The sequence below is a fragment of the Flavobacterium sp. genome (assembly GCF_027484705.1).
In the GTDB taxonomy this organism is placed as follows: Bacteria; Bacteroidota; Bacteroidia; order Flavobacteriales; family Flavobacteriaceae; genus Flavobacterium.
The window spans coordinates 95,430-111,753 of the sequence record NZ_JAIXSL010000007.1 but is presented as its reverse complement, the minus strand read 5'-3'; the positions used below and the strand labels follow the sequence as shown (position 1 = coordinate 111,753).

Below are 16,324 nucleotides of genomic sequence, written 5' to 3'. Positions count from 1 at the left end.
CGGCAAGGTTGAAATTCAAGAATACATAAAATTATTCTTACGATAAATTATTAAAAAGTGTATTTTGTCGATGTTTTTCGCTTTTTATCGATAAAATATTTTTTTAATTTAATATTTAATTCTACTTTTGGAAAGTGAATTAATGGAATGCTGTCAAGGGCAATAAAATTTAATAACAATTAATTGCTTTTTTGAAAAATAATAAATAGGTTTACGCCCTTAAAATATAAACACATACATAACCCCAATTTATATGAAGAAATTCATTTCATTTTCAGTAATTTTAGCTATGTTGGTCAGCTGCGGAGGCTCGAGCGACAAAGGTGAATTGGTAGGAGTTAAAGGTAAAAAATGGCATCCTGAAAAACCATATGGAATGACTTTAGTTCCTGGAGGTTCATTTATCATGGGTAAATCCGATGATGATTTGGCGAATGTGCAAGATGCTCCTACGAAAACAGTTACTGTTAGATCTTTTTATATGGATGAAACAGAAATAACTAACAGTGAATACAGAGAGTTTGTCGAATGGGTAAAAGATTCAACTATCAGAGTTCGTTTGGCTATTTTGGCGGATGAAGTTGGAGGTGGAGGTACCGCTGGTGCTGGTGCTAAAGGCGGTAAATCCGGAAAAAGTTCCGGAAGTATAGGAGATTTTGCATTTAATGACGCTGATCCTGCAAAAATGACTGCATATGATAAATATATGTATGAAAATTATTATAGTGTAGGGACTGATGATGATCCTTATGCGGGAAGAAAATTAAACAGAAAAGTAAAATTAATTAAAGATACTTCTAAATACCCGGATGAATATTACACTGAAGTAATGGATACAATGTATTTGCCTGTTGCTGAGTCTTATAACGGATTGAGAACGATAGATGTTAATAAATTGAAATTCCGTTATTCATGGATGGATATTCAGGCTGCTGCTAAAGCAAAAACTGGAAAAAGAAAAGACTTCATTAAAACGGAACAAACTAAAGTTTATCCTGATACAACTGTATGGATAAAAGATTTCGCATACTCTTACAACGAGCCGATGCACAACGATTATCTTTGGCATCAAGCATATTCTGAATATCCTGTTGTTGGGGTAAACTGGAAACAAGCTAAGGCATTTTGTGCTTGGAGAACTTTAAAGAAGAATACCTACATTAAATCCAAGAAAAAAGGGAGAGATTTGACGAATTCCTTCAGATTGCCTACCGAAGCAGAATGGGAATATTCCGCCAGAGGCGGATTGCAATCAGGAGCTTACCCTTGGGGTGGTCCTTACACGAAGAATGACAGAGGCTGTTTCTTAGCCAACTTCAAACCTAATCGTGGAGATTACGCAGCGGATCAATCATTGTATACCGTAGAAGCTAAATCTTTTGAGCCTAACGGTTACAACTTATACAATATGGCGGGTAACGTTGCTGAATGGACTGATTCTTCTTATGATGCAGGTGCTTATGAGTACGTGTCAACGATGAATCCAAACGTTCCAGACAACAAGAATATGCGTAAAGTGGTTCGTGGAGGATCTTGGAAAGATGTCGCTTATTTCCTTCAGGTAAGTACACGTGATTTTGAATATGCGGATACCGCCAGAAGTTACATCGGTTTCAGAACTGTTCAGGATTATATGGGTACAGTAACTACTGGAAAAGCACCTAAAAGATAATATTAACCAACTATTATAATTAACTTAACTAACTAAATTTTTTTTTATTATGGCAATTTTAAGCAAAAAAGCAATGAATTTCGCTTACGGTATGGGAGCGGCAATCGTAATTATCGGAGCATTATTCAAAATTACTCACATCGAGTTTGGCTTTATAACTGGTAACTTGATGTTAACCATTGGTCTTGTTACCGAGGCATTGATTTTCGGTCTGTCTGCTTTCGAACCAGTTGATGACGAACTGGATTGGTCTTTGGTTTATCCGGAATTAGCAGGAGGTGAAGCAAGAAAGAAAGATACTAAAAAAGAAGATCCAAAAGAAGCTCAAGGCATGCTTTCTCAAAAACTTGACGCAATGTTGAAAGAAGCTAAAATCGACGGTGAATTAATGGCTAGCTTAGGAAATAGTATCAAAAACTTTGAATCAGCTGCTAAAGGAATTTCTCCGGCTGCAGATGGTATCGCAGCTACTAAAAAATACAGCGAAGAATTGACTTTAGCTGCCGCTCAAATGGAATCTTTGAACAGCTTGTACAAAATCCAATTGGACAGCGCTTCAAGAAATGCTCAAATCAACAACGAAGTTGCTGAAAATAACTTGAAATTAAAAGATCAAATGCAGTCATTAACGTCTAACTTGTCTTCATTGAACAATGTTTACGGAGGTATGCTTTCTGCAATGAGTAACAATAGAGGAAACTAAAACCTACTACATTTTTAATATTCACAAAACAAACTAATTAGAAAAAATGGCAGGAGGAAAATTAACCCCTAGGCAGAAGATGATTAACCTGATGTACTTGGTTTTCATCGCGATGTTAGCATTAAATATGTCCAAAGAAGTATTATCTGCATTTGGAATTTTAAATACAAAAATCGTTGATTCAAATGGAATCACCGACACAAGAAACGAATCTTCTTTTCAACAGTTAGCCCAAAAAGCCGTGGATCAACCAGGTCAGTTTGGAGACAAAAAAGCTAAAGTTGAGAAAATCAGAGCAATTTCTAAAGAATTTAATGATTATCTTGAAGAGATCAAAACTAAAGTTACTAAGAAATTTCCTAAAGACAAAGAAGGAAATTATCCATGCGAACAAATGGATAAAAGTGACGAAATTGACAATATGTTTTATATTGGTGACAAAGAGTCTCCTGAAGCTAAAAAGTTTTTAGGATATATTCAAGGTTACGCAGGTAAGATAAAAGCAATTGGAGGAAGCTCTATTGCTGAGTCAGAAATGAAAAAAATCGAAAAAAGATTTGCAACAGAAGCGGTATATTCTGAAAAAGCAGGGGCTAAATTGCCATGGCTTGATTACAACTACCACCACTTCCCATTGATTGCTTCTGTAACCAAGTTGAGTCAACTTCAAGCAGATATCAAAGCAACAGAAAGTGATGTAATGACCGGAATGTTCCAATCAGACCTCGTTGCAGCGGCTTCGCTTACTGCTTATCAACCAATTGTAGTTCCAGAAAAAACCGCTTTCTTCCAAGGAGAAGCTGTAAAAGGAAAAATCATCTTAGGTAAATTTGACCCAACATTAGTAGCAAAATCAGTTATCGTTAATGGTTCTTCTGTGAAAGCTACAGCCGGCCAAGCGGAATTCTCTTTCGGTGCGGGTGCCGTTGGAGAACACGACATCACAGGTTCATTTAATTTTGACGAAAACGGCAAAGTTATTAGCCTTCCGATCAAAGGAAACTATGTTGTAGTACCAAGACCAAATTCGGCTACAATTTCAGCGGACAAAATGAACGTTGTCTACAGAGGGGTTGTAAACCCAATGACGATTTCGTTTGCAGGAGTATCTGATAATAATGTTACTGCTAGCGCGCCAGGTATGACCAAAGGTAGCAAACCAGGAAAATATGAAATCAGACCTGGTCAAGGAACTGAATTGACCATCAATGTTACTGCTAAATTGCCTGATGGTAAACCAGTTTCTGATAAGAAAACATTCAGAATAAAAGGTATTCCTGGTCCAACAGGAACGATTAGAGGTGAAATGGGTGTTGTTAAAGGACAAAAATCCAGCTTACAAGTTTCAACTGTTGGTGCTAAGCTAGTAGATTTCGATTTCGAAGTTGGTTTGGATGTTGTTGGATTTAACCTGAAAGTTGCCGGACAACCTACAGTAGTTGTTCAAGGAAATAAAATGAATGCTCAGTGTTTGTCTGTAATTGCGAAAGCAGGAAGAGGTGACCAAGTAACCATTTCTGAAATTAAAACCAAATTGTCTGGTGCTGGTAGCTATATGTTGCCAAGAACGGCTCCGGTTATTTTTGAAATACAATAATAATTTAAGTTAGACTATCGTTATCCTACTTAAACAACAACTTATAATTATAAAAAGATGATTCATAGAAAATTTTTAATCGTTGCAGCAATTGCCATAGGAACTTTCTCTTCTTATGCTCAATCGAATTTGCTTAACGCTAAAGTTCCTTCTGAGATTGGAAAGAAAACTCCAGCTCAGTTGATATCAGACAATGATCGACCTTTAGCCTATGGCTATGTTCATGATAGAGACGTGTTGATGGGAAAAACCACATGGGAAATCATCGATTTGGATGAACGAATTAACTTTCCTATGTATTATCCAGTAGATACTGCGAACATTGGTAAAGACAGACGATCTTTATATGATGTTTTGACAAAATCGATGAAAGATGGTAAATTAACGGAAGTATACACCGACAGTTATTTCAATACCAAGAAAACGATGAAGGATATCGAAGCTTCATTGACTCGTATTGATACTACGGATCCAGGAAGAGAACAATTTAATGCTGGTATTCCAATCGATCCTCAGTATATTGTTAGAACCGATTTAACAGCTATCGATGTATCTGATTATAAAATCAAAGGATATTGGTATTTTGACAAGCGTCAAAGTGAATTGAAATACAGATTATTAGGCTTGTGTCCTGTTACTCCTGACGTTTATACTGTAGGGAAAGAAGAGCAGGATTATATCGAATTATTCTGGGTATACTTTCCAGCCGCAAGAGACGTATTGCACGAAGCTAAGGCTTTCAATGATAGAAACTCAGCAATGCCAATTACTTTCGACCACTTGTTGAATTCCCGACGTTTCAATGCGGTGATTTACAAGGAAGAAAACGTATACGGTGACCGTGAAATTGCCGAATACATGAAAGAGAATTCGCAAATGCAACTCCTCGAATCGGAACGCGTCAAAGACAAAATCCGAGATTTCGAACAAGATATGTGGAATTACTAATTTAATTTCAAATACCATTCTAAACTCCTATCATTCTGGTAGGAGTTTTTTATTTTTACACCATGATAGATTATATAATCGTCGGCTCCGGTTTGGCAGGAATTGCTTTCGCTGAAACCGCTTTACAGAACCAAAAGCAAATAGTGATATTTGACAACAATCAGATTTCTGCTTCAAGAGTGGCTGGAGGCCTTTATAATCCAGTTGTTTTGAAAAGATTTGCAGCGGTTATGGATGCTCAGCTACAACTATCACTGCTTGATGAATTCTATGAAAGCATCCAATTAAAACTAAGCCATAAATTCGATTTTAAGAAACCCATCCTCAGAAAGTTTTTCTCTGCAGAGGAACAAAACAATTGGTTTGTAGCTGCTGATAAAGCGGGGTTGTCATCTTTTTTGTCCACCGAATTATGGACTGAAAAATTCAAAGGAATTGATTCGCCTTATCATTATGGCGAAGTGAATGGAACCGGTTATGTTGACGTGGCTTCATTACTGGATCATTACAAAGTGTATCTTCAAAATCAAAATCTTTTGAACGCTGGAACTTTTGACTATCATGCTTTAAAGGTTCATGAAGAATTCGTCCGGTATAAAAATATTGAAGCCAGACATATCGTATTCGCAGAAGGCTTTGCGATGCATCAAAATCCTTTTTTTAATGGATTACCCCTGGATGGCACCAAAGGCGAATTATTCGTCATTAAAGCGCCTGATTTAGATTTGGATGTCATTGTGAATTGTAGTGTATTCATTCTTCCGATGGGAAACCATTTATACAAAGTTGGAGCCACTTACAATTGGACTGACAAAACCGATGTTCCTACTGAAGAAGGAAGAAAAGAACTACTTGAAAGAATCCGCGAAAGCATCACCTGTGATTTCGAAATCGTAGAGCATATCGCAGGGGTGCGTCCTACCGTTAAAGACAGGAAGCCTCTCGTAGGAACGCACGCCCAATGGAAAAATATACACATCCTCAACGGACTTGGAACCCGCGGTGTTATGCTGGGGCCAGCTATGGCCAAGACTTTATTCGAGTATATAGAATACAATACTCCAATTCCCAGAGAAATTAATATTACCCGGTTCGATAAGAAAAAGTGATTTACTTTTTAGAGGGTTCATAAGAAACAAACATGTTTATGTATATGTTCCTCGAAATCCTCAAAACCAAAGGATAAAGAACCACAAGCGAACCCACAATGGCGGCAAAAGAAATTTTCAAGTTCAAATGCAGGAACACATAGGCGATAACGAATGCCGCAATACCTATAGCTACATTCACTCCATAACTCACATACATTGCTCCGTAAAAAAAGGAAGGTTCCAATTGGTATCGCAATCCGCAATGACCACAAGTTTCATGCATCTTCAAAACCGTAGTAAGATTATAAGGGTTGGATTCCACATACATGCTTTCATTCTGGCATCTCGGACAAGTTCCTGTTAAAATGCTATTTAGTTTGGATCCTTTTTTTAACATTTGCAAAAATTTTTGACAAAGGTATTCTTTTGTCAAGATTCTCTCGGTAACAATAGTCACAAAAATATGCTAAACATTCACAATTTGTCGGTTTCCTTCGGCGGCACGTATTTATTCGAAGAAGTAACCTTTAGAATGGGCGCCGGCGACAGGGTAGGACTAGTCGGAAAAAACGGAGCTGGTAAATCAACCATGCTCAAAATACTTGCGAAAGATCTGGTCCCGGATTCCGGAAGCATTGCCACCGAAAAAGAAGTGCAAATCGGTTTCCTGCGTCAGGACATCGATTTTGAACAAGGCAGAACCGTACTAGAAGAAGCTTATCAAGCTTTCACCGAAATCAAAGCGGTCGAGAAAAAACTCGAAGAGATCAACCACCAATTGGTCACAAGAACCGATTATGAAAGCGAGGAATATTCCCAAATCATAGAAGACTTATCCGATTACACGCACCGTTTCGAATTGCTCGGCGGTTATAATTATGTAGGCGACACTGAAAAAATCCTGCTCGGTTTAGGATTCAAACGCGAAGTATTCAACAATTTAACGGAAACCTTTTCGGGCGGTTGGCGTATGCGTATCGAACTCGCCAAATTGTTATTACAGAACAACGACATCCTATTACTCGATGAGCCGACGAACCACCTTGATATCGAAAGTATCATCTGGCTCGAAAGCTTTTTACGGAATTATCCTGGCGTTGTCGTGATTGTTTCGCACGATAAAATGTTTCTTGATAACGTCACCAACAGAACCATAGAAATCTCTTTAGGGAAAGCCTATGATTTCAACAAACCGTATTCCCAATATTTAGAATTGCGCCACGAAATCCGTGAAAAGCAACTCGCCACGCAAAAGAACCAACAAAAGAAAATAGAGGAAACCGAAAAACTCATCGAGAAATTCCGCGCCAAAGCCTCCAAAGCCTCCATGGCGCAATCGCTCATCAAAAAGCTTGACAAAGTCGAACGCATCGAAGTCGATGAAGATGACAATTCCGTGATGAACATTTCGTTCCCGGTTTCGAAAGTTCCCGGAAAAGTGGTCATCGAAGCCGAACATGTCACCAAAAAATATGGAGACAAAACCATTTTAAAAGACATCGATTTGCTCGTAGAACGCGGTAGCAAAATCGCTTTCGTCGGGCAAAATGGCCAAGGCAAATCAACCTTCATCAAAGCCATTGTTCATGAATTTGAATTCCAAGGCAACATCAAACTCGGCCACAATGTCCAGGTTGGCTATTTCGCCCAAAACCAAGCCGAATACCTCGACGGAGAAATCACCTTACTCCAAACCATGGAAAACGCCGCGACCGACACCAACCGTATGAAAGTGCGCGACATGCTCGGTTCGTTCCTGTTCCGTGGCGACGACGTTGAGAAGAAAGTAAAAGTGCTTTCGGGTGGTGAACGCAACCGACTTGCCTTATGTAAGTTATTGTTGCAACCCATCAACGTATTGCTGATGGATGAGCCGACGAACCACCTCGATATCAAATCGAAAAATGTGCTCAAAGCCGCTTTACAAAAATTCGAAGGAACACTGTTGCTCGTTTCTCACGACCGTGATTTCCTTCAGGGCATGTCGAACATCGTTTACGAATTCAAAGACCAGAAAATCAAAGAATACCTCGGCGATATCAATTATTTCTTGGAACAACGCAACCTCGAAAACATGCGTGAAGTCGAGAAAAAAGACATCATCAAGAAAGAAGTCGTAGCCGCAAACACCAAAGTTTCTTACGAAGATCAGAAGAAAGGAAAATCACTTCAAAACCGCTTGAGTAAAATCGAGAGTCAAATCAAGCAGCTCGAAATTGATATTCAAAACGACGACAAAGCGCTCGCATCCAATTATGACAAACATATTGAAGACGCCGCTTTCTTCATGGCCTACAACAAGAAAAAGAAAGATTTGGACCAATTGCTCGAAGATTGGGAAGCCGTTCAACTGGAGATTGACAACGCTTAGTTTTTTTAGAAGCTATTTACTTCGTCCGTTTGCGCTTTAGGAGCTCGGGTCCCGCCATCCACTATATCTTTTGCGCTGAACGCCAGCCCAAAAGGATGCCGTTGCTGTCCGGGCTAGGCCCTGTGTTTTGAATCGCGTTTGTTTTGTACCTTTGAAATCATGACCAGATCAGCTATCCAGCAAAACCTTCATTTGATACTTTCTACGGCAATCGTAATTCCCGCAGCTTTAGTTTATGGTTTATTTCCAAAAACCGTGTTGCCGCAATTGTTTGATTTTAGTGTCGAAACCACAGATTTAACCAATGTTTTCCGCGCCATCATGGGTTTGTATCTGGCTTTTGCTTTTCTTTGGATTCTTGGCATTGTCAAACCAAAATATTGGACGGCGGCAACCTTATCCCAAACTTTATTTATGCTCGGATTGGCCTTGGGCAGAATCGTAAGCCTAGTACTCGATGGCGTTCCATCAACCCTTTTTTGTATCGGTATTTTCGGCGAACTTGTCTTGGGCATTTTTGGTTGGTACCAGTTTAAAAGGTTCAACGACGGATCCTAGAATTTTATCGTTTATTAAAAACCAGATTCACGTAAGTCGTGTCTTTTTGCAAGTCAAATTCGATTCTTCTGTTATTCTGGTTTTGCAATTCGAAATTGCCATTCACCGTGCATTTGATTTCAGCAAAGAGATAACCTGTTTTTGTGGTCACCACCGTGCGGTATAAACTGTCTTTAACCAAAGCTTGCATCGGATAATCGGTATCCCAACTCAAAGGTTGACCATTGCCGCGAATCCCAACATTTTGGACGTCTTTTTCTTTGGATACATCGAGCGTCACCACGACCACGCGTTGGTAGCTTTTTTGTACGCAACTTGTCAAGGCCAACAGGGCAACTAAACTTAAGGAATATATCATTGATTTCATCTTAAAGGTTTTTTTTAGTTAATAAATAATCTACGCCAAATCTTCCGGAGCCTAATGCTAGAAAAGTCATGGACACCCAAAGGAATCCCATGGCCGGGAGCATCATCCACATGCCTTCTTTCCATTGCTGCATGAATATCGCCACGAGCATCGTACACATAACTAAAAATGAAGCGATTCTGGTCTGAAAACCAAACAACAGAAACAAACCTCCGACGGCTTCGCTAAATGCTCCGAGCCAAGCTAAAAGAGCCGGCGCGATAGCGAAAATACCGCCGTAATCGGCAACATCATTCGGAAACCAGAAAGCGACTTCGAAAAAGCCTAAATTGTTATCTGCCGGCGACCAGGGCAATCCAAATTTGGCCGAACCGAATTCCGCCGTTAGTAAATACCCGCAAACAATTCTGGGAATGGCGAGCAATAAATCTTGCCACCAAAAAGGTAACAACACAGGTTTTGTTATTTTAGTTAGAATGGTTTTCATAAGTTTAAATTTTAGAGGTGATGTTGATTGGATGATTGAAACTATTTTGACATGATCAATTGGCCATTGCCACTTTTCGTGGATTTTTGGTCAAATGAGGCGGCTCCGACGTTTTTGATGTCGCCATTTCCTTTTAATGAAACAGTGATTTTTTGCGTCGCATTCACAACCACATTGCCATTTCCGGAACTTTTGACAGTGGCTTTTTTGGCGGTTAACTTCTCAGCATGAATATCGCCATTGCCTGTTTTTTCGATATCCAGACTATCGGTCGAGCCTGAAATTTGTGTGTCGCCATTGCCTAAATTTTGCATTCTGAAATAGCGCCCGATAACATTTTTGATATCCAAATTGGTGTTCCCATTATTGCAGATTACTGAAGCTTCCGGCATGGTAATTTTAATTTTGATATGACTGTCTTCGATATACAACTTGTTGTTCGTGTTTCCTCTGAAGTAAACTTTTAATAAGTGTTCTTTTTCATTTTCATCGAAGGCTAAAAGCGGTAGTAAATTGTCATCAATGGTCACCGAAATAGCAAATGGTTTTCCAATTTCAACTTCGAGCGAACCGTCCAGATCGTCGAAATTGACTTTGTCAAAATTCTTGTATTCATAAGATTTGGTCATGGTTCTTCCCGAACCTTTAAGTTGCGCTAAGGATAGTAATGAAGTAAGCAACAATACGAGTATTAAGATTATTTTTTGCATGATTTTAATGTTTTAGTTTTAATATTATTTTGAATAACCCATCGATAAACCGATATCGCCTGTCACTTTTAAATCAACCGAAGCCGTGTCTTTTGACGTATTGTTAATGATCAAAGCGGTGTTCCGGTCTACTTTTACTGTAGCGGATTCATTTGGTTTTACTTTTTGTGAGGAATGCTTGCCACCTGCTATGGGCGCATGATAAACTTCAATATTGTTCTTTGAAACATTTTTCAATTTGACTTTAAAAGAACCGTGTTCGTTGTTCCCCAAGACAAAACTGTCGTTGGGTTTAATAATGGTGTTGGAAGTTAAGCTGCATGAAGCTAGTAAGATCGCAAGTAATAATGTGGTAAAAAGATTTTTCATAATTTTAGATTTAATGATTAATAACAAGGCAAAATTGCGTCATTAATTACCATCAATCGCTTCAGATTATGATTTGAGACCTTTTTAAAATGAATTGGGAAGTATTGTAAACAAAGGATTTATTGTTTTACCAAGTAATCTTTAGGAGAAAAACCCGTATTTTTTTTAAAAGCACGGTTGAAAGTAGCTTTAGAGTTAAAACCGCAATCGAAAGCGATTCCTAGTAAGGTCGACTTTTTTTGTTCGCCGTTCTCGAACATTTTTTTTACGGCTTCCACGCGATAGTTGTTGATGAAGTCGTTGAAGTTCATCTGAAAACCCTGATTGATGGTTTTCGATATGATCGATGCATTAGTCTCGAGCTTTTTCGAAAGATCGGTTAAAGTAAGCTCAGGATTCTGATAGAGTTTTTCGCTTTGGATCAGCGTTTCGATTTTTGTTTTCCAGCTTTCGATTTCGGGCGAAAGTTCTTGTTCGTAGGTTTCATGCTCAATATCGATGACGGTTTCTTCTTCCACATCAAACGTTTGGTTACCGGAACTTAAAAGCATCGGATGCTTATCAAAAACCGACATTCGAAAGCCTATCGTAGTGCTCACAGGATTTGCATAACCTGAAACCGCTATGTAATACATCACCATCGAAAAGAACAAGAAAAACCACCAACTGCCTTCATAGGATTGCAATTTCGGAAAAAACCAAGCCGCGATATCAAATACAATCGGTAAAATCAACATCACCAGAAAAGCGATCAGATACGTTTTGATCCATCGGAATAAGACGCTGTCGGCATAACTTACCACTTGAAACATCAGTTTTTTATATTGGTTATAATATCTCAAACTCATCACAAAGTAAAACAGCATCGATACGAAACCCAGTTTCTGATACCAATTGTCGAAATCTTTGTCCATGCCATCGGCGTAGAAATAATAATCTTTCACAACCAGCAAGTCATATGCTGCGATTGTTAAAATATAAATCAGGTAAAGCATGCCGGGAATGAAATGCAGACCATCTTTTCGGGTAAAACGAAATCCCGGATTCAGCAGGCTTTGCGTGTAAAAGAAAATCACCGGGCCCACTAAAAACAAATGCTGGAAAGGCACAAAGAATAAAATGTCGCGATAAGGCTGTGTGTCATACCAACCTGCGAAACCCAACATCCAGGGCGCAATATAAAGACTGCATAAGAATACGAACAAACTGAGCCAATAATTGGATTTGTTGGTGGTTTGAATGGCTTTTATGAAAAGCAAAACGCTATAGATGATTCCTTGTGAAAAAGAAATCAGGAGCAACGAACTGTAGAAACCAAATTCAAAATGCATATTGATGAGTATTGTTTTGTTTGAACCGTCAAGTTTATTGGAATGGATTGCGCTGCTGCCAAACCATTTCCGGTTCGAGATAAGGAAAAATCTTTGAAAGGTAACGGTTCAATATAGCATTTTCATGTTTCATAAACCCGAAAGTTTTGATGGGTTTCGCCCCAACCGAACTTTTGATTTCTAACGCCGTTCTTGAAAAAATGATTTTTTCAAATTCTTTCTTGATGCCATAAGCAATCATATCATAAAGCATATTGAGGTAGAGCATCTTTTCGCGTTGCATCGATTCGTCATAACCCAGAAAATAAGTATCGAGCGACTTCCCGTTTTTGATCATCGTGTTGAAACCGATCATTTTTTGATCGATAAAATACCCGTAAAACAGAAACTTGTCTTCAAAGATTCTTTTGAAAGTGCTGAAATGATGCTTCGCCAGAAAGAACGTATTGAAAGGCGCGTTCTTAGCCACATGCGAATATAAATCATAAATCACCGCTTCATGTTCGATGATGTCTTCGAGATGCATTTTTCGTTTTTCGATACCATCGGCTTTTTTTCTGGCGCGCTTGTATTGGTCACGGTATTTTTTGGTCAGGGCATCAATGTAATCCTGTTCGGTTTTCCAATGCGGCATCACATCGAAAACCATGTTGGGTTGTGTGCTGAATTCATAAAACGTTTTGAAATCCTGACGGTCGAATAAAGTCATTTCATCAGCATCAAAATCTTTAAAAGTAAGGATGTGTATTTTTTTTCCTTTCGATTTGAAGACAACCTTTAATGCTTCCGCTGCGGCTTTTAAAGTATTCAAAGCCAACGAAGCATTACAATTTTTTGAAAAAGAAAAGGCATTTTGGCCCGTCAGCATATTATTTCCAATCAATAAAACATGCGAGCCGAACTTCCGAAAGACAAAATTCCTCAGCGAAGTTTTGATGCATTGGTCGCGTTCTCCGAAAGATTCCAATTGGTTGACATCGAGAAACTGCGAAAGTGCTAAGCCGACTAAATGGTCTTTTTCAAACAGTCCGATGAAATGACAAGTCATGTTGAGCGGTGCTGATTTTTCGAGAACTTCTAAGTAGGCTTTACTCAGAAAAATATTGTCAACTGCCAAGCGGTCCCAATCATCGGGAAGTTGTGCTACGGAATTATAAAGTTGAAAAGTATAAGGATTCAAATGGCAGGTGCTAGTCAGCCAAATTTAACGATTTACTGTTAAATTAAGCGTTGTTGGATTTTATTTAACTAATTTTAAAGCAAAGACTAAAACCATGACAACTTATACTTTGCAAACCATCCAAAGCGAATTATTGGATTTGAACGACTGGCACTTTAAAAACAATGCCATCGTCAGGAATTTTGAGTTTGCTTCGTTTTCTCAGGCCATGGGTTTTATAGTTCAAGTCGGGTTGGCCGCTGAAAAAAGGAACCACCATCCTGAATTGTCTAATGTTTACAATAAAGTCAGCATCCGATTGACGACACATGATGCCCAAGGTGTGACAAACAAAGACATCGATTTGGCTAAAGCCATTGACGCTTTGGTATAAAAAAATCCCGACGTAAATCGGGATTTCCTTTGCGTTTTTGTTTTTTATTGCCAGGCGCAGATGATACCGCCCATAAGCATCATAGTGACTACCCAATAACCTCCTGCAATCAGCGTATATTTAAAACTTCTTCTCTCATACAAGGCACCCACACCTATAATGGGTAAAGCTAAAAATAAGCCTGTCATAAAACCGTGTAACGCTCCATGTTTGAAGGTGCGGAAGGCCGAGCCGTAATCTGCCATAAACTCTGCATAAGAAGGTTTCGCTAGAGCAGGATCACCACCAACCATGCCCAAGGCACCAAATTGATGAATGGTCAACATTTGCAAAATAAAAGCAATAAAAAAGGCGTACAAAACTGAACACCCAAAGGTTATCGCCATATTGGCACCTTTCATTTTGTCTTCTGTCATTCCAGATTCCCGCATCCAGGCATTTCCGAATACTTTAGGATGATACCAGATAAAACCGACAACCAGAGTCGAGCAAGCCGCTGCAAGCAATGCTAAAAAATTGATTTCCATATTCCTGTTGTTTTAATTGTTAGTGACTCAAATGTACTTTTTTTTCTTTTTACGACCATTTTTTTTTTTTTTTTTTTCATCGAATGATCGGTTTTTGGAAGGCTTTAAAAATTCATTTTCGTAGGAATAATATAGTAAAAAAATCAAAAAAAGTGCATTTCATCGATTTTATTTGCTCATTATCGATATTACATGTACGTTTACACCATCAAATAAACGTAAAACCATTTATCATGAAAAATTTAACTATCTTATTCTTGTCTTTTGTTGCGACAGCATCGATGATGGCAAACATCTCTTCTTCGGAAAAAGAGGCTTTAGTAAAATTATACAAAGCGACTAATGGAAGTCAATGGACCAACAAATGGGATTTGAACACTCCGGTTGATTCATGGTATGGCGTAAAAATCCAAAATGATAAAGTCATTGCGCTCAATTTGTCAAGCAACCATTTGGTAGGACAATTGCCAAACGAAATTGGAAATTTGGTGAATCTTCAAAGCTTAAACTTATTCAAAAATGACATTTCAGGATTGATTCCAACAAGTATTGGCAATCTGAAACAATTGAAAACATTAAATATAGCTTTCAATAAATTATCTGGTGCTTTGCCGGCAACATTGTCAGAGGCTACTGCACTGGTTTCTGTTGAATTGTTTATGAACCGCATTAACGGCGAGTTACCGGCATCCATCGGGAAACTACAAAATCTAAAAACCTTGTCTTTGTTCAACAATGAATTAACAGGAACAATTCCTGCAACCTTATACAGCATGAAATCATTGAAAGTATTACTGTTGAGCAGCAACAAACTAACAGGAAAATTAGATAAAGAAGTGGCCAACTTAACGTCACTCGAAAACTTAAGTTTATTCGAAAATAATATGGAGGGCCAAGTGCCATTCGATTTGGAAAAACTGAACAACCTTAAAGAAATGAATATCTCTTACAATATGTTTAGCGGCCTGGTTTCTAAAAACCTCGCACAGTTGGATACCTTGAATATGACAATGATTAATGAAAAAGGATTGGCGGTCAATTTGACTGTGGTGGATAAAAACTCGGCTTATGCAAACGAAGATTAATTAAATCGCAACGAGCTACTACGAACCTTCTCACCAAAACCCCTAAATCATGAGAAAAAAAATTACCCTACTGCTTTTGACAGTTGTATTGTCGAGCCCGATTTTGGCCAGTGTATCGCTGCCTGAGAAAGATGCTCTGATCAAATTATACATCGCGACCAACGGCACCCAATGGAAAAACAAATGGAATTTAGACGAACCGGTATCGAAATGGTACGGCGTCAAATTGAGCGAAGACAAAGTCATCTCGCTGGATTTAACAAACAATAATCTCGTAGGCGAGTTGCCTGCGGAAATAGGAAATCTGGTCTACCTTCAAAAATTGAAACTCACCAGAAATGCGATTTCAGGCACGATTCCGGAATCTATCGGGAATATGAAATGGCTCAAGATTATGAATCTTTCCTTCAACAGGCTCACAGGTACAATACCAACAAGCATAGGAAAAATAGACGATTTGATCATGCTCGAATTGTTCATGAATAAATTGTCAGGAAAATTGCCGAGTGAAATAGGAAACCTTAAAAAGTTGAAAAAACTATCGCTTTACAATAATGAGCTAGAGGGTTCGATTCCGTTTTCACTTTATGAAATGCGATCTTTGAAAGTGTTGTTGCTCAACAGCAACAAGTTTACAGGAAAACTTGAAAAAGAAATTTCAAACCTGACACAGCTTGAAGTATTCAGTTTGTTCGACAATAATATGGAAGGTCAGATCCCATACGATCTCGAAAAGCTGAACAAGCTGAAAGAAATGAATATCTCTTATAATTTGTTCAACGGCCCGGTTTCTAAAAACCTTTCCAGATTGGATTCGCTCAACATGACGATGATCAATAACGAAGGACTAGCCGTCAACCTCAAAGTAGTCGATAAGAGTACCGCATTAACCAACGAAGAATAATAATAAGTTTTTTTTATAGTTAATAATTGTTTTGTAATTAAATTAAAAGGG

18 protein-coding genes are annotated in these 16,324 nt (G+C 38.5%); 10 read left to right on the top strand and 8 right to left on the bottom strand.

Translation table 11 applies throughout. The features are described from left to right. Window positions 1-253: 253 nt before the first annotated feature. From gldK to Q0058_RS02555, 5 genes are all read left to right on the top strand, one after another. Window positions 254-1,672 (top strand): gliding motility lipoprotein GldK, encoded by a 1,419-nt coding sequence (gldK, locus tag Q0058_RS02575; RefSeq protein ID WP_298221173.1) that lies wholly within the window; start codon window positions 254-256, stop codon window positions 1,670-1,672. Window positions 1,673-1,721: 49 nt separating this feature from the next. Beyond that, window positions 1,722-2,375, top strand: a complete 654-nt coding sequence (gene gldL / locus Q0058_RS02570) for a gliding motility protein GldL (protein WP_298221172.1) — start codon at window positions 1,722-1,724, stop codon at window positions 2,373-2,375. Between the two features lie 46 nt (window positions 2,376-2,421). After that, window positions 2,422-3,972 carry a gliding motility protein GldM gene (gene gldM / locus Q0058_RS02565; RefSeq protein WP_298221171.1) on the top strand — a complete coding sequence of 517 codons (1,551 nt, stop codon included), beginning with the start codon at window positions 2,422-2,424 and terminating at the stop codon, window positions 3,970-3,972. Window positions 3,973-4,029: 57 nt separating this feature from the next. Beyond that, window positions 4,030-4,920 carry a gliding motility protein GldN gene (gene gldN / locus Q0058_RS02560; RefSeq protein ID WP_298221170.1) on the top strand — a complete coding sequence of 297 codons (891 nt, stop codon included), beginning with the start codon at window positions 4,030-4,032 and terminating at the stop codon, window positions 4,918-4,920. A 62-nt stretch (window positions 4,921-4,982) separates the two neighbouring features. After that, complete coding sequence (locus Q0058_RS02555; protein WP_298221169.1) at window positions 4,983-6,029, top strand: FAD-dependent oxidoreductase; 1,047 nt, start codon at window positions 4,983-4,985, stop codon at window positions 6,027-6,029. Between the two features lies 1 nt (window position 6,030). Here the strand turns inward: Q0058_RS02555 and Q0058_RS02550 are convergent, their stop codons facing one another. Then, window positions 6,031-6,408 carry a DUF983 domain-containing protein gene (locus tag Q0058_RS02550; protein ID WP_298221168.1) on the bottom strand — a complete coding sequence of 126 codons (378 nt, stop codon included), beginning with the start codon at window positions 6,406-6,408 and terminating at the stop codon, window positions 6,031-6,033. 66 nt (window positions 6,409-6,474) lie between these two features. Here Q0058_RS02550 and Q0058_RS02545 point away from each other — a divergent pair, with 66 nt between their 5' ends. Continuing rightward, window positions 6,475-8,382 carry an ABC-F family ATP-binding cassette domain-containing protein gene (locus tag Q0058_RS02545; RefSeq protein WP_298221167.1) on the top strand — a complete coding sequence of 636 codons (1,908 nt, stop codon included), beginning with the start codon at window positions 6,475-6,477 and terminating at the stop codon, window positions 8,380-8,382. A 159-nt stretch (window positions 8,383-8,541) separates the two neighbouring features. Next, entirely contained in the window at window positions 8,542-8,940 is a 399-nt protein-coding gene (locus Q0058_RS02540) for a DUF4345 domain-containing protein (RefSeq protein WP_298221166.1), read from the top strand. Window positions 8,941-8,944: 4 nt separating this feature from the next. On the opposite strand, the gene Q0058_RS02535 is transcribed toward Q0058_RS02540, so the two are convergent. From Q0058_RS02535 to Q0058_RS02510, 6 genes are all read right to left on the bottom strand, one after another. Then, window positions 8,945-9,307: a hypothetical protein gene (locus tag Q0058_RS02535; RefSeq protein WP_298221165.1), complete on the bottom strand. Its 363-nt coding sequence runs from the start codon at window positions 9,305-9,307 to the stop codon at window positions 8,945-8,947. A 1-nt stretch (window position 9,308) separates the two neighbouring features. After that, window positions 9,309-9,794 (bottom strand): DoxX family protein, encoded by a 486-nt coding sequence (locus Q0058_RS02530; protein ID WP_298221164.1) that lies wholly within the window; start codon window positions 9,792-9,794, stop codon window positions 9,309-9,311. A gap of 41 nt (window positions 9,795-9,835) precedes the next feature. Next, a complete protein-coding gene (locus tag Q0058_RS02525) occupies window positions 9,836-10,504 on the bottom strand; it encodes a DUF2807 domain-containing protein (RefSeq protein WP_298221163.1) in 669 nt (222 codons plus the stop codon). A gap of 24 nt (window positions 10,505-10,528) precedes the next feature. Further along, on the bottom strand, window positions 10,529-10,873 hold the full coding sequence (locus Q0058_RS02520) for a hypothetical protein (RefSeq protein ID WP_298221162.1): 345 nt from the start codon (window positions 10,871-10,873) through the stop codon (window positions 10,529-10,531). Window positions 10,874-10,992: 119 nt separating this feature from the next. After that, window positions 10,993-12,204: an AraC family transcriptional regulator gene (locus Q0058_RS02515; RefSeq protein WP_298221161.1), complete on the bottom strand. Its 1,212-nt coding sequence runs from the start codon at window positions 12,202-12,204 to the stop codon at window positions 10,993-10,995. A 34-nt stretch (window positions 12,205-12,238) separates the two neighbouring features. Beyond that, entirely contained in the window at window positions 12,239-13,384 is a 1,146-nt protein-coding gene (locus Q0058_RS02510; RefSeq protein ID WP_298221160.1) for an 8-amino-7-oxononanoate synthase, read from the bottom strand. A gap of 94 nt (window positions 13,385-13,478) precedes the next feature. On the opposite strand from Q0058_RS02510, the gene Q0058_RS02505 reads away from it, so the two are divergent. Then, entirely contained in the window at window positions 13,479-13,757 is a 279-nt protein-coding gene (locus Q0058_RS02505) for a 4a-hydroxytetrahydrobiopterin dehydratase (protein WP_298221159.1), read from the top strand. A 44-nt stretch (window positions 13,758-13,801) separates the two neighbouring features. On the opposite strand, the gene Q0058_RS02500 is transcribed toward Q0058_RS02505, so the two are convergent. Then, complete coding sequence (locus Q0058_RS02500; protein ID WP_298221158.1) at window positions 13,802-14,284, bottom strand: DUF1761 domain-containing protein; 483 nt, start codon at window positions 14,282-14,284, stop codon at window positions 13,802-13,804. Between the two features lie 233 nt (window positions 14,285-14,517). On the opposite strand from Q0058_RS02500, the gene Q0058_RS02495 reads away from it, so the two are divergent. Beyond that, complete coding sequence (locus Q0058_RS02495; protein WP_298221157.1) at window positions 14,518-15,369, top strand: Two component regulator three Y domain protein; 852 nt, start codon at window positions 14,518-14,520, stop codon at window positions 15,367-15,369. Window positions 15,370-15,418: 49 nt separating this feature from the next. Further along, window positions 15,419-16,273: a Two component regulator three Y domain protein gene (locus tag Q0058_RS02490; protein WP_298221156.1), complete on the top strand. Its 855-nt coding sequence runs from the start codon at window positions 15,419-15,421 to the stop codon at window positions 16,271-16,273. Window positions 16,274-16,324 lie beyond the last annotated feature (51 nt).